The organism is Pseudomonas sp. GW821-FHT07F01 (genome assembly GCF_059418825.1).
On sequence record NZ_JBWKQO010000004.1, the window covers coordinates 307,340 to 319,587 of the forward strand.

The window sequence follows — 12,248 nt, forward strand, 5'->3', positions numbered from 1 at the left end:
TTACTCCCCTTTGCCGCCTGCAGCTTTGTCAGTTGCCTGTGCAGGGGCCGGGTTCTTCGCTGGAACGTTGGTTGCTTCGCTGGCCTTGACTTCAATGCCCGGCTTGACGAACTGCAGGCCTTCGGTGATCAGGCGATCGCCGGCTTTCAGCCCATCTTCCACCAACCACTGGCTGCCGACCGTGCGGCTGGCCTTGAGTTGACGCAGCTCGACCTTGTTATCCGGGCCAACCACCAGGGCGGTCGGGGTGCCTTTCAGGTCGCGCGTCACGCCTTGCTGGGGAGCCAGGATCGCCGCGCTGTTCACCCCGGCTTGCAGCTGGGCGTGGACGAACATGCCAGGCAGCAGGGTGTGCTCAGGGTTCGGGAACACTGCGCGCAGGGTCACCGAGCCGGTGGTTTCGTCCACCGAGACTTCGGAGAATTCCAGCTTGCCGTCGAGCTTGTACTGGCTGCCGTCTTCCAGGGTCAGTTTGACCTTGGCGGCATTGTCGCCGACTTTCTGCAGGCGGCCGCTTTCCAGTTCGCGACGCAGTTCCAGCAGTTCCACCGAGGACTGGGTAACGTCGACGTAGATTGGGTCCAGCTGCTGGATCACGGCCATGGCATCGGCCTGGCCATTGCTCACCAGGGCGCCTTCGGTCACCGAGGAACGGCCGATTCGGCCGGTCAGTGGCGACAGCACTTTGGTGTAGCGCAGGTTGATCTGGGCGCTTTGCAGCGAGGCTTCCGACTGCAGGCGGTTGGCCACGGCAGTGTCGTATTCCTGGCGGCTTACGGCCTGCTCGTTGACCAGTTGCTTGTAGCGATCAGAAATCGACTTGGTCGATTGCAGATTAGCCTCGGCACTCTTCAGCGTTGCCTCATAGACCGATGGATCGATCTGATAAAGCTGCTGACCTTCCTTGACGTCTCCACCTTCTTTGAACAGACGCTTGAGAATGATCCCGTTTACCTGTGGGCGAACTTCGGCGATGCGGAACGCAGTGGTCCGGCCCGGGAGTTCGGAAGTCAAGGTAAAGGCTTGTGGTTGCAGGGTAACGACGCCGACCTGAGGGGCTTGAGGGGCAGGTGCCGCCTCTTCCTTTTTACATCCGCTGAGCAGCGATGCCAGGGCGACGGCAGTGACCAGAGCGGTAACAGCTGGCTTGAGTTGCATGAAAATCCTCGGGTCAGGCACGCAAGATGCGCACAAGAAAAGTGGAAGGGTAAAAATGCTTGGCTGAGTGGATAAGTAGCTTGCTAAGGAATATACTTACGTTCATGGTTGTTTGTAAATACCCCTGCGGCGTACCCATCCGGTTACAAAAGCCCCTGTAGGTGTTGAATTGTAGGCTGGGCAAACGGCACTCGAGATGCCGTTCCATATTTATTCAGAAGGTCTTCACGCATCGCTGAAAGATCCTGATCGAGGTTTTACTGCCATGGTCCGTCGTACCAAAGAGGAAGCTCAAGAAACTCGCAGCCAGATACTCGAGGCCGCCGAAAAGGCCTTTTACGAGCGTGGCGTGGCGCGTACCACCCTGGCCGACATCGCGGCGCTGGCGGGAGTCACGCGAGGTGCCATCTATTGGCACTTCAGCAACAAGGCCGATCTGGTGCAGGCCATGCTCGACAGCCTGCGTGAACCTTTGGATGAAATGGCCGCGGCCAGTGAGAATGTAGATGAAATGGACCCGTTGGGCTGCATGCGCAAGCTGCTCATTCATTTGTTTCATCAAGTTGCCCTGGACCCGAAAACCCGACGCATCAATGAAATCCTGTTTCACAAGTGCGAGTTCACCGACGAAATGTGCGACCTGCGCCGCCAGCGTCGCGCTGCCAGCTTGGACTGCAACGTACACATCGAGCTGGCGTTGCGTAATGCAGTGAATCGTGGGCAATTGCCCGAGAATCTCGATGCGGCGCGGGCAGCTATCACGTTGCATGCGTTCATCGATGGCATTCTCTACCAGTGGTTGCTGGCCCCTGACAGCTTCGCCCTGCACACCGAAGCAGAGCGCTGGATCGACATCGGGCTGGATATGCTGCGCTTGAGCCCCAACCTCCGTCATTAAGACAAAATGCGTAATTGAGTCCGGTTGTGTCAACATTTAAGGCGAGGGACGTTCATACCCGGGGTCGCACTTCACAATGGGGTGCTTTTATATACGGGCTTGCTGCAGGTTGATAGATAGCGAGCTACGTATTTTGTAGGGATTTTGTTGCGGGTGTGTGAATGAGTGTGAGCCCTTCACCGTTCAACGGCGCGGAACACCCCATCAAGGGGATCGCCCTGATCTGCCTGGCGGTCCTGTTGTTTGCCAGCCACGACACGTTATCCAAATACCTGTCGGCTTTTTATCCCATCGTCATGGTGGTCTGGGCCCGCTATGTGGTGCACACCCTGTTGATGCTGGTGGTCTTCGTGCCGCGCAGTGGTTTCTCTGCGGTGGTGCGCACCAAGCACCCCGGGCTGCAATTGCTGCGGGCCCTGTGCCTGATCGGCACCAGCCTGCTGTTCACCACCGGCCTGCGCTATATCCCCCTGGCAGAAGCGACCGCGGTCAACTTCCTGGCGCCCTTGCTGGTGACTGCCCTGTCGGTGCCGTTTCTGGGGGAGCGGGTCAGTCGCGCCCAGTGGCTGGCAGTGCTGGCGGGGTTCGTCGGGGTGCTGATTGTGGTGCGTCCCGGGGGCGCGTTGTTCACGCCGGCAATCCTGCTGCCGCTGGGGTCGGCGCTGTGCTTCGGCTTCTACCAGTTGCTGACCCGCAAGCTCAGTGGTGTCGACAGCCCGACCACTAGCAACTTTCTCACCGGGATCCTCAACAGCCTGATCATGAGCGCGCTGCTGCCGTTCTTCTGGAGCACGCCGACGTTGGTTCATGGGCTGTTCATGATCGGCCTGGGCACCTGCGGCATGCTCGGCCACATGTTGCTGACCCAGGCGTTCCGCCATGCCGCGCCGGCGATGCTGGCGCCTTTCAGCTATGGGCAGATTCTTTTCGCCGGGCTCTTTGGCTACCTGATCTTCGACCATACCCCGGACCAGTACGCCCTGGTCGGTATCGCGGTCATCTGCCTCAGCGGCCTGGCGGTGGCCTGGGCCCAGCGCAAACGCTGAATGGCTTTCTGTAGCCCCTGCCGCAGTCCGCGACAAGGTCCGCAGGACCTTCATCGAACTTGAGATGATCGCGCCCCTTCGGGACGACCGTGCGTACGCGGCCCGAGCCTGCGGCAGCGGCTACAACGAATGTGCAGGCCATGAAAAAGCCCCGGCTCGCGAGAGTCGGGGCTTTTTATCGAGCGATGCAGGCTTACAGAGTCGGGTAGTCGATATAGCCGACCGGGCCCTTGCCGTAGAAGGTTTCCGGGTGCGCTTCGTTCAACGGCGCATCGGCCTTCAGGCGGGCTGGCAGGTCCGGGTTGGCGATGAAGGGCACACCAAAGGCCACGGCGTCAGCCTTGCCAGCGGCCAGCCAGGCGTTGGCGCTGTCCTTGGTGAAGCGTTCGTTGGCGATGTAGGGGCCGCCGAAGGCTTCTTTGAGCTGCGGGCCCAGGCTGTCGGCGCCTTCTTTCTCCCGGGAGCAGATAAAGGCGATACCGCGTTTGCCCAGCTCCCGAGCGACGTAGGTGAAGGTCTCCGCCAGGTTGGCATCACCCATGTCATGGGAATCGGCACGTGGTGCCAGGTGCACGCCTACCCGGCCGGCACCCCAGATCTCGATGGCCGCGTCGGTGACTTCCAGCAGCAGGCGGGCACGGTTTTCCAGGGAGCCGCCGTACTGGTCGGTACGCTGGTTGGTGCTGCTTTGCAGGAACTGGTCCAGCAGGTAGCCGTTGGCGCCGTGGATTTCCACGCCGTCGAAACCGGCGGCCTTGGCGTTTTCCGCGCCGACCCGGTAGGCGTCGACGATGTCGGCGATTTCAGCGGTTTCCAGGGCCCGCGGAGTTGGGAAGTCGGCCAGTGGGCGCACCAGGCTGACATGCCCCTTGGGCTGCAGGGCGCTGGGTGCCACCGGGGTTTCGCCGTTCAGATAGGACGGGTGGGAGATGCGTCCGACGTGCCACAGCTGCAGGAAGATCTTGCCGCCGGCGCCGTGTACTGCCTTGGTCACATTGGCCCAGCCACGCACCTGGTCGTTGGACCAGATGCCGGGGGTGTCCGGGTAGCCCACGCCCATGGGGGTCACCGAGGTGGCCTCGCTGAGGATCAGGCCGGCGGAAGCCCGTTGTACGTAGTACTCGGCCATCAGCGCGTTGGGTACGCGGCCGGCATCGGCGCGGCAGCGGGTCAGCGGTGCCATGATGATGCGGTTGGACAGTTCGAGATCGCCGAGTTTGATCGGATCAAAGAGAGTCGTCATGGAATGCAGCCTTCTTTAAGGGATAGGGAGAGGATCAGTGGGTTGCAGGAGCCAGTTCGGCATTGCCGCCCTGGCGAAAGGTAATCAGCGTCACCAGCAGGGCCAGGATTGCCAGGGCCGCTGCTGCCAACGGCACGCTGGTCAGGCCGAAGCCGTGGGCGATGACGCTGCCGCCGACCCAGGCACCCAGGGCATTGCCGATGTTGAAGGCGCCGATGTTCAGGGTCGAAACCAGGTTCGGTGCGGCCTTGCCGAAGGTCACTACGTTGACCTGCAACGCCGGCACTGCGGCAAACGAAGCGGTGGCCCAGAGGAACAGGGTGATCTCGGTGGGGATCAGCGCCACGCTGGTCCAGGTCAGTACGGTGGAGACCACGGCCATGGCCGCGAACACGCCGATCAGGGTGGCGCCCAGGCGCTTGTCCGCCAGTTTGCCGCCGATGATGTTGCCCAGGGTCAGGCCCAGGCCGATCAGCAGCAGGGTCCAGGTCACGCCCTTGGGCGAGACACCGGTGACATCACCGAGCAGCGGTGCAACGTAGGTGAAGAGGGTGAACATCGATGCGGCGAACAGCGCGGTCATGCTCAGGGACAGCCAGATACCCGCGCCCTTGAGGGCCGCCAGCTCTGCACGCATGTCGAGTTTTTCCTCGTCGCGCTTGGCCGGCAGGAAGCGCAGCAGGCCGATCAGCGCCACTACGCCGATCACCGTCACCACCCAGAAGGTCGAGCGCCAGCCGGCGGCCTGGCCCAGGGCGGTGCCCAGGGGCACGCCAAGGACGTTGGCCAGGGTCAGGCCGGTGAACATCAGGGCCACGGCCGAAGCGCGCTTGTTGGCGGGCACCAGGCCGGCGGCCACCACTGAACCGATACCAAAGAAGGCACCGTGGCACAGCGCGGTGATCACCCGGGCAAACATCAGCACGTTGTAATCACTGGCCAGTGCACACAGCAGGTTGCCGACAATGAAGATTCCCATCAGCGCCACCAGGGCTGCCTTGCGGGGCAGGCGGGCAGTGGCCAGGGCCATGAAGGGCGCGCCGATGGCCACCCCAAGGGCGTAGCCGGTGACCAGCCAGCCGGCGCCGGGAATCGACACCCCGAGGTCCGCCGCCACATCGGGCAGCAGGCCCATGATGACGAACTCGGTGGTACCGATGGCGAAGGCACTCAAGGCCAGGATGAGAAGCGAAAGGGGCATTGTCGGGTCCTTGTCAGGTCAGAGCTGTTGGCTCATTTGCGTGAGGAACTGCTGGATGGTTTCCTCGTTGCGTTTGAAAAAATGCCATTGGCCGACTTTCCGGCTGCTGATCAGGCCTGCGCGTTGCAAGGTGGCGAGGTGGGCGGACACGGTCGACTGCGACAGGCCGCAGCGTTGGTCGATCTGCCCGGCGCAGACGCCGTGCTCATTGCTGTGAGCCTGATCGGGAAATTCGACAGTCGGGTCTTTCAGCCAGTGCAGGATTTCCCTGCGAACCGGATGTGCCAGGGCTTTTATTATTTCGTCGAGGTCGAGGGACATGGCGGTGCTCGTTTTTTGTGAAACGTTGTATCGCGATGAAGCGAAATTTAAATCGTTATTTCGCGATATACCAATATGATTTTGGTCTTAAATCATTACTTATCGGTATATCGGGTTATAACGATATGTCGGTTGCAGTGCTAAGCTGCGTCCATGAATTATCTCGCACATCTGCACCTTGGCGGCCAGCGCCCGGGTCAATTACTCGGCAGCCTGTATGGCGATTTCGTCAAGGGACGCCTGCAAGGGCAGTTTTCGCCCGAGGTCGAGGCGGCGATCCAGCTGCATCGGCGCATCGATACCTACACCGACAGTCACCCGCTGGTGGTGGCGGCGCTGTCGCGTTTCTCCCTGACGCGAAGGCGTTACGCCGGCATCGTCATCGACGTGTTCTTCGACCATTGCCTGGCCCGGGACTGGCAGCATTACGCCGACCGGCCCCTGCCGCTGTTCACCGCCGAGGTGTACCGGGTGCTGGCGGCCGAGCCGCAGTTGCCGGAGCGGCTGGCGCAGATTGCGCCTTACATGGCGGCGGATGACTGGCTGGGTTCCTATCGCGAGTTCGCGGTGCTGGAGCAAGTGTTGCGGGGGATTGCCCGGCGCCTGTCACGGCCAGAGGAGCTGACCGCGGCGATGGTCGAGCTGGAACGGCTGTATGAACCGTTGAGCGAAGACTTCCGCGCTTTCTACCCGCAATTGCAGGCATTCGCCGCGCAGCACATCCAATTGCCCTGACTCACGATGGCTGTTGTAGGAGCTGGCTTGCCAGCGAAGGTGCTCTCATGACCGACGCAGGTTTCAAGGGCCTTTTCGCCGGCAAGCCGGCTCCTGCAGAGAGTTTCAGGCCGCGACCAGTTCGCCGTTGCGGCGTGGTTCGGCGGGCAGCATGACATCACCGAACAGCGCCTTCTGCACTGCTTGCTGGGCCTGGAAGGCCAGCGCCGCACGTTCCTGGCCCTGGCAGGCAATCGGCTTGAGCAGGTGGATCTCCACCTGGCCCCGGTCATTGGCGAACAGGCGCATCAGGTGCGAGAGCAGATCGTCGTCGCCGATGAAGGGCGCCAGGGTATCGATCCGGCCGTCGCGCAGGTAACGGATCGCCACTGGTTGCAGGCAGACGTCGGCATCGATGGCGCTGGCCAGCAAGCGCCCGTGGAAGGTGCGCAGGCCACGGCCATCGGTGGTGGTGCCTTCGGGGAACAGCAGCAGTGGGTGCTGCTCCTGCAAATGCCTGGTCATCTGCTTGCGGATCAACTGGCTGTCACCGGCGCCGCGGCGGATGAACAGGCTGCCGGCCTTGGCGGCCAGCCAGCCGGCCACCGGCCAGGTGCGCACTTCGGCCTTGGACAGGAAGGACAGCGGCGTCAGCATGCCCAGCAGCGGGATATCGGTCCAGGACACATGGTTGCTGATCCAGAGCATCGGTTGGCGGGGCAGCTCGCCATGCACCGAGACCTGAAAGGGCAGGGCATTGCTCAAGCGTGCCATGAAGAAGCGCGACCAGCGCTGGCGCCGGACCATGGAGTTGGCGACCCCCAAGCGTTCCAGCAAACCGAAGATACTGGCCATGCTCAGGCCCAGCGCCACCACCAGCAGTACTCGGGCGATGCGCCCGTAGACCCGCAGCCGGCGCATCAGACCGCCGCCTTGAAGTGCCGGGCGTAGCGCGGGCACAGCTCGTCGCGCTTGAGCAGGATGAACACATCGGCGACCTGGAAATCCTCGTCCCAGCACGGCTCGCCGCAGATCTTCGCGCCCAGGCGCATGTAGGCCTTGAGCAGGGGCGGCATCTCGGCGATCACATTGGACGGAATATCCAGGCTCGGCAGCGGGTTCTTCGGCTCGGCCCGCAGGTGCTCGGTACACAGGTAGCGCTCGCGCAGGCGCTGCATGATCGCCTGGGCCTGCACGCCGCCGTCCTGCATGGGGATGCTGGCGCAACCCATCAGGTAGCTGTAGCCACCCTGATTGAGCACTTCCGCCAGTTCGCCCCAGAGCACGGCGATGGTGCCGCCGTTGCGGTAGGCCGGGTCGACGCAGGTGCGGCCGATCTCCAGGATCGGCCCCTTGAGCTGCACCAGGCCGTGCAGGCTGAACTCTTCTTCGCTGTAGAAACGCCCCAGGCTGTTGGCGGCCTGGTGGTCCAGCAGGCGGGTGGTGGCCACCAGGCGCCCGGTGTTCAGGTCGCGCACACCGATGTGGCTGCAATGAACGTCATAGTCATCCATGTCCAGACCCAGTTCCGCGCCCTTGAGCTTGGCGTTGAACTCGCCACTGAAGACGTTGAAACGCAGGGCCTGGGCTTCTTGCAGAGCCTTCGCGCCGATCAGGCGTTCGGCTTGCAGGCGGCGTTCAGTGCCGGTGTCGCTGATGCGGGCGATCTGAGTCATCGTGAATCTCCGTGCGGGCTACTGACCCGCCTTGGGTTGCAGCCAATCGACTTTGTTGTGCAAAGTCAGGCTATGTAGCCCCGGTGTCATCGCCATGAAGCTTTGGTGATGCTTATATGACAGCCCCTGAGGACCTTCGAATGCCCTGGCAAGCCCTGCTCGAGAGCCGTGAACGATTGCCCGCCAACCCCGACCTGGCCGAGGGCTACGGGGCTTTGCTGGCGCACCTGGGCAACGTCACGCCCTTCGAACTGGCGGTGCGCGGCGGGCGCTTGATGGCCACCCCGGGGCTGGCCTTCCTGGTGGGCTACCAGGCGGCATTGCGCATGTTGTGGCCCAGCGCGCCGTCCAGTCTGGGGGCTTTGTGCGCGACCGAACGCCGCAGCCTGCGCCCGGCGGACATGCAGACCCGCCTGGAGGATCTGCGCCTGCACGGGCGCAAGGATTTCGTCACCGCCGGAGATGCCGCCGACTGGCTGCTGGTGGCGGCTCGCTGCGAAGCCCCGGGGGAGCGCGCAGCCCTGCGCCTGACGGTGGTCTATCCCGGCGAGCCCGGGGTCAAGGTCCAGACCCTGCCCGCCATTGCCTTGATGCCGGAGATCAGCCACGGCTGCCTGGAGCTGGACAACGCCGCCTGCGAGTTGCTGGCCGGCGACGGCTGGGATGCCTACGTCAAGCCGTTCCGCACCCTGGAAGACATCTATGTCCTGAGCGCCATGCTGGCCTGGCTGTATGGCGTGGGGCAGGACAGCGGCTGGCCGCAGCCTTTGCAGTTGCAACTGCTGGGCTTGCTGGCCGGCTGTGCCGAAGCCAGCCGGCAGAACCCGGCGCTGAGCAGCGGGCACATTCTGCTGGCGGGCCTGTTCGTGCAGTTCGAGGCGCTGAAACCCGAGATCGGCATTGCCTTCGCCCAGGGGCCACAGCTCTGGCGCGAGCAATGGACCCGCGACCAGGCCCTGCTGGACCTCGCCGCCAGCGCTCGCGCACAGCGCCTGGCCAAGGCCCTGGCCTCCCTGTAGGAGCCGGCTTGCCGCGAGGAGTGTGCAGTCTCCGAAACCGCATTCGCTGGCAAGCCAGCTCCTACAAGAAGCGGTTCTCGCGCCCTATCGAATATTCGCCCAACCCTGTAGGAGCCGGCTTGCCGGCGAAGGTTGTCGCGAAACGGTCATGTGCCCGCAATAGGCTCGGCCCCAGACGGCTCTCGAGTGTCCTTCATGCCCAAAGCTTGGTTGCTGCTGGCCCTGCTTCTATTACTCAGCCTGCCGGCCCGGGCCGAGGAGTGGCCGGCGCTGCAATGGAGCCAGGGCACGCCAGCCAGCGGCCCGGCGCTGCAGGCCCTGGAGGAATACGCCTTTGTGCCCCGGGACGATGAGTCCCGCCAGGGCATTCGCACCGACGCCTTGTTGGTGATCCGCGACGGTCGACTGCTCTACGAGCGCTACGCCGGGGCAACCGGGCCACAGACGCCCCATCTCGCCTGGTCTGCCAGCAAGAGCCTGCTGGCGGTGCTGCTGGGGGTGGCCTTTGGCGAGGGGCGGTTCCAGTTGCAGGACCCGGCGGCGAAGTTCTACCCGCCGCTCGAGGCCCATCCCGACATCACCCTGGCGGACCTGCTGCACTGGGCCTCGGGCCTGGATTGGCAGGAAGACTATGAATACGCCCCTCTCAACTCTTCGGTGGTGGCCATGCTCTACACCCGCGGGCACCGGGACATGGCCGCCTTCACCGCGCAACAGACCGCCTCCGGCCCGCCGGGCCAGGTGTTTCGCTATTCCAGCGGCGACAGCAACCTGCTGGCGGCCAGCCTGCGGGGCATGGTGGGGGAGGGGCAGTATGCGGACTATCCCTGGCGTGCCCTGTTCGAACCCCTGGGCATCACCCAGGCGGTGTGGGAGCGGGATGCTGCTGGCACTTTCGTCGCCTCCTCGTACCTCTACCTGACGGCCCGCGATCTGGCTCGCATTGGCCTGCTGATGCAGCGCGATGGCCGTTGGCGCGACCGGCAATTGCTGCCCAAGACCTGGGTCGAATTCTGCCGCACGCCCTTTCGTGGCTATCGGGCCAACCAGGACGTGGCCGTGGCGGGCGGGCACTGGTGGCTCAACCGCGAGGTGGACGGGGCGCCACGGCCCTGGCCGGATGCCCCCGCCGATACCTACGCCGCGCTGGGACACTGGGGCCAGGCGCTGTATGTGCTGCCGGCGCAGCGCCTGGTGATCGTGCGCTATGGCGACGACCGTGACGGCAGCTACCAGCACAATGAACTGCTCAAGCGGGTGCTGGCCGCCTTCGCCACGCCGGAGCAGCCATGAAGCCCTGGCCCTTGATCCGTCGGCGTCCGCTGCTCAGCCTGCTGGCGCTCGGGCTGCTCCTGCTGCTGGGCTGGGGCTGGCAGCAGCGGGTGGCGTTGCAGGCCTTCCCGGACATCCTCGGGGCCTACACCGCCAAGGAGTACTGCTCCTGCCGTTACGTCATGCAACAACCTGCCGACTACTGCCGCGCCTACGTGCGCCAGTACCTGCCCACCAGCGCTTTTCTCGATGAGCCGCAGCCCCGTCGTGTCACCGCCAGCGCGCTGGGGCGCACCCATAGCGCGGTCTGGCGCAGTGCCCGTGAAGGTTGCCGCCTGGACCCCTGACCGGGGTCGAAACGATGGCGGCAGCTTTGTGTTCCATCCAGTGGAACCACATTTGATTGTCCTGTGCCCCGGCTCGCGGTTATCTGACGCAGAGCTTCGAGCACGCCCTGGCCCTCGTGCAGCGCTCCGAAAAAAAGAACGGGAACCCACCCGGCCCAGAGGAGATACGCCATGACCCGACACCAGCACATTCTTGCCTGGCTCAACGATGTCGCCAGCGACCTGCGGGCCATCCGCCAGGACATTCACGCCCACCCCGAGCTGGGTTTCGAGGAAAACCGCACCGCGGCGCTGGTGGCCCGCAGCCTTGAAGAGTGGGGTTATGAAGTGCACACCGGCGTGGGCCGGACCGGCGTCGTAGGGGTGCTGCGCAACGGCAGCAGCCCCCGCACCCTGGGCCTGCGGGCCGACATGGACGCCCTGCCGATCATCGAGAACACCGGGGTGCCCTACAGCAGCCGCTACAGCGGTTGCATGCACGCCTGCGGGCATGACGGCCACACCACCCTACTTCTCGGGGCGGCCCGTTACCTGGCGGCCACCCGGCAGTTCGACGGCACCCTGAACCTGATCTTCCAGCCGGCGGAGGAGGGCCAGGGTGGCGCCGAGGCCATGCTTGCCGACGGCCTGCTGGAGCGTTTCCCCTGTGATGCCCTGTTTGGCCTGCACAACATGCCGGGGCTGCCGGCCGGGCACCTGGGCTTTCGCGAGGGGCCGATGATGGCCTCCCAGGACCTGCTCAACGTGATAGTCGAAGGCGTCGGCGGCCATGGCTCCATGCCGCACCTGACGGTAGACCCGCTGGTGGCAGCGGCGAGCATGGTCATGGCCTTGCAGACAGTGGTAGCGCGCAACATCGATGCCCAGGAAGCCGCGGTGGTCACCGTCGGGGCCCTGCAAGCGGGCGAGGCGGCCAACGTCATTCCCCAGCAGGCCCTGCTGCGCCTGAGCCTGCGGGCCCTCAACGCACCGGTGCGCGAGCAGATGCTGGAGCGGGTCAAGGCCATTATCCGCAGCCAGGCCGAGAGTTTCGGTTGCTCGGTCAGCATCGAGCATCGCCCGGCCTATCCGGTGCTGGTCAACAGCCCGGAGGAAACCGAGTTCGCCCGCAAGATCGGTGTCGAGCTGGTGGGGGCCGAGGCGGTCAACGGCAATACGCCGAAGCTGATGGGCAGCGAAGACTTCGGCTGGATGCTGCAGCGCTGCCCGGGCAGCTACCTGTTCATCGGCAACGGCGTGGCCCAGCCGATGGTGCATAACCCGGGTTACGACTTCAACGACGACATCCTCCTCACCGGCGCGGCCTATTGGGGTGCCCTGGCGGAAAGCTGGCTCAAACCGTCCTGACCCTTC

13 protein-coding genes are annotated in these 12,248 nt (G+C 64.1%); 7 read left to right on the top strand and 6 right to left on the bottom strand.

The window, feature by feature from the left end; all coding sequences use genetic code 11:
- Nucleotides 1-1,158 carry an efflux RND transporter periplasmic adaptor subunit EmhA gene (emhA, locus tag AC07R1_RS15750; protein ID WP_015634435.1) on the bottom strand — a complete coding sequence of 386 codons (1,158 nt, stop codon included), beginning with the start codon at nucleotides 1,156-1,158 and terminating at the stop codon, nucleotides 1-3.
- A gap of 265 nt (nucleotides 1,159-1,423) precedes the next feature.
- Between emhA and emhR the strand changes: the two genes are divergently transcribed.
- Both emhR and AC07R1_RS15760 read left to right on the top strand, forming a co-directional pair.
- Complete coding sequence (gene emhR, locus AC07R1_RS15755; protein WP_011059675.1) at nucleotides 1,424-2,056, top strand: efflux system transcriptional repressor EmhR; 633 nt, start codon at nucleotides 1,424-1,426, stop codon at nucleotides 2,054-2,056.
- 161 nt (nucleotides 2,057-2,217) lie between these two features.
- Entirely contained in the window at nucleotides 2,218-3,102 is an 885-nt protein-coding gene (locus tag AC07R1_RS15760) for a DMT family transporter (protein WP_103290486.1), read from the top strand.
- Between the two features lie 193 nt (nucleotides 3,103-3,295).
- Here the strand turns inward: AC07R1_RS15760 and AC07R1_RS15765 are convergent, their stop codons facing one another.
- Genes AC07R1_RS15765 through AC07R1_RS15775 form a run of 3 tightly spaced genes read right to left on the bottom strand, consistent with a single transcriptional unit; the run spans nucleotide 3,296 to nucleotide 5,867 of the window.
- Nucleotides 3,296-4,345 carry an alkene reductase gene (locus tag AC07R1_RS15765; RefSeq protein WP_011059677.1) on the bottom strand — a complete coding sequence of 350 codons (1,050 nt, stop codon included), beginning with the start codon at nucleotides 4,343-4,345 and terminating at the stop codon, nucleotides 3,296-3,298.
- Nucleotides 4,346-4,379: 34 nt separating this feature from the next.
- Nucleotides 4,380-5,546, bottom strand: a complete 1,167-nt coding sequence (locus AC07R1_RS15770) for an MFS transporter (RefSeq protein ID WP_041116345.1) — start codon at nucleotides 5,544-5,546, stop codon at nucleotides 4,380-4,382.
- 18 nt (nucleotides 5,547-5,564) lie between these two features.
- On the bottom strand, nucleotides 5,565-5,867 hold the full coding sequence (locus AC07R1_RS15775; protein ID WP_011059679.1) for an ArsR/SmtB family transcription factor: 303 nt from the start codon (nucleotides 5,865-5,867) through the stop codon (nucleotides 5,565-5,567).
- Between the two features lie 153 nt (nucleotides 5,868-6,020).
- Between AC07R1_RS15775 and AC07R1_RS15780 the strand changes: the two genes are divergently transcribed.
- Nucleotides 6,021-6,602 (top strand): ACP phosphodiesterase, encoded by a 582-nt coding sequence (locus AC07R1_RS15780; protein ID WP_125063291.1) that lies wholly within the window; start codon nucleotides 6,021-6,023, stop codon nucleotides 6,600-6,602.
- A gap of 105 nt (nucleotides 6,603-6,707) precedes the next feature.
- On the opposite strand, the gene AC07R1_RS15785 is transcribed toward AC07R1_RS15780, so the two are convergent.
- Nucleotides 6,708-7,502 (bottom strand): lysophospholipid acyltransferase family protein, encoded by a 795-nt coding sequence (locus AC07R1_RS15785; RefSeq protein WP_495110686.1) that lies wholly within the window; start codon nucleotides 7,500-7,502, stop codon nucleotides 6,708-6,710.
- Nucleotides 7,502-8,257 (bottom strand): L-ornithine N(alpha)-acyltransferase, encoded by a 756-nt coding sequence (gene olsB / locus AC07R1_RS15790; RefSeq protein ID WP_011059682.1) that lies wholly within the window; start codon nucleotides 8,255-8,257, stop codon nucleotides 7,502-7,504. Before olsB ends, AC07R1_RS15785 begins: the two co-directional genes overlap by 1 nt.
- Nucleotides 8,258-8,397: 140 nt before the next feature.
- Here olsB and AC07R1_RS15795 point away from each other — a divergent pair, with 140 nt between their 5' ends.
- The 4 genes from AC07R1_RS15795 to AC07R1_RS15810 all read left to right on the top strand — a co-directional run bounded on the left by AC07R1_RS15795 (nucleotide 8,398) and on the right by AC07R1_RS15810 (nucleotide 12,242).
- A complete protein-coding gene (locus tag AC07R1_RS15795; RefSeq protein ID WP_011059683.1) occupies nucleotides 8,398-9,276 on the top strand; it encodes an acyl-CoA dehydrogenase middle domain-containing protein in 879 nt (292 codons plus the stop codon).
- Nucleotides 9,277-9,471: 195 nt separating this feature from the next.
- Nucleotides 9,472-10,569, top strand: a complete 1,098-nt coding sequence (locus tag AC07R1_RS15800; protein WP_495110687.1) for a serine hydrolase domain-containing protein — start codon at nucleotides 9,472-9,474, stop codon at nucleotides 10,567-10,569.
- On the top strand, nucleotides 10,566-10,895 hold the full coding sequence (locus tag AC07R1_RS15805) for a hypothetical protein (RefSeq protein WP_011059685.1): 330 nt from the start codon (nucleotides 10,566-10,568) through the stop codon (nucleotides 10,893-10,895). Before AC07R1_RS15800 ends, AC07R1_RS15805 begins: the two co-directional genes overlap by 4 nt.
- Before the next feature lie 171 nt (nucleotides 10,896-11,066).
- On the top strand, nucleotides 11,067-12,242 hold the full coding sequence (locus AC07R1_RS15810) for a M20 aminoacylase family protein (protein WP_015634442.1): 1,176 nt from the start codon (nucleotides 11,067-11,069) through the stop codon (nucleotides 12,240-12,242).
- The last annotated feature ends 6 nt before the right edge of the window (nucleotides 12,243-12,248 follow it).

What these genes read in the sequence shown, in the direction of transcription:
- AC07R1_RS15765 (WP_011059677.1), bottom strand. Translation starts at nt 4,345, where the DNA reads ATGACGACTCTCTTTGATCCGATCAAACTCGGCGATCTCGAACTGTCC.
- AC07R1_RS15780 (WP_125063291.1), top strand. Translation starts at nt 6,021, where the DNA reads ATGAATTATCTCGCACATCTGCACCTTGGCGGCCAGCGCCCGGGTCAA.
- AC07R1_RS15785 (WP_495110686.1), bottom strand. Translation starts at nt 7,502, where the DNA reads ATGCGCCGGCTGCGGGTCTACGGGCGCATCGCCCGAGTACTGCTGGTG.
- AC07R1_RS15795 (WP_011059683.1), top strand. Translation starts at nt 8,398, where the DNA reads ATGCCCTGGCAAGCCCTGCTCGAGAGCCGTGAACGATTGCCCGCCAAC.
- AC07R1_RS15805 (WP_011059685.1), top strand. Translation starts at nt 10,566, where the DNA reads ATGAAGCCCTGGCCCTTGATCCGTCGGCGTCCGCTGCTCAGCCTGCTG.
- emhR (WP_011059675.1), top strand. Translation starts at nt 1,424, where the DNA reads ATGGTCCGTCGTACCAAAGAGGAAGCTCAAGAAACTCGCAGCCAGATA.
- AC07R1_RS15760 (WP_103290486.1), top strand. Translation starts at nt 2,218, where the DNA reads ATGAGTGTGAGCCCTTCACCGTTCAACGGCGCGGAACACCCCATCAAG.
- emhA (WP_015634435.1), bottom strand. Translation starts at nt 1,158, where the DNA reads ATGCAACTCAAGCCAGCTGTTACCGCTCTGGTCACTGCCGTCGCCCTG.
- AC07R1_RS15770 (WP_041116345.1), bottom strand. Translation starts at nt 5,546, where the DNA reads ATGCCCCTTTCGCTTCTCATCCTGGCCTTGAGTGCCTTCGCCATCGGT.
- AC07R1_RS15775 (WP_011059679.1), bottom strand. Translation starts at nt 5,867, where the DNA reads ATGTCCCTCGACCTCGACGAAATAATAAAAGCCCTGGCACATCCGGTT.
- AC07R1_RS15800 (WP_495110687.1), top strand. Translation starts at nt 9,472, where the DNA reads ATGCCCAAAGCTTGGTTGCTGCTGGCCCTGCTTCTATTACTCAGCCTG.
- AC07R1_RS15810 (WP_015634442.1), top strand. Translation starts at nt 11,067, where the DNA reads ATGACCCGACACCAGCACATTCTTGCCTGGCTCAACGATGTCGCCAGC.
- olsB (WP_011059682.1), bottom strand. Translation starts at nt 8,257, where the DNA reads ATGACTCAGATCGCCCGCATCAGCGACACCGGCACTGAACGCCGCCTG.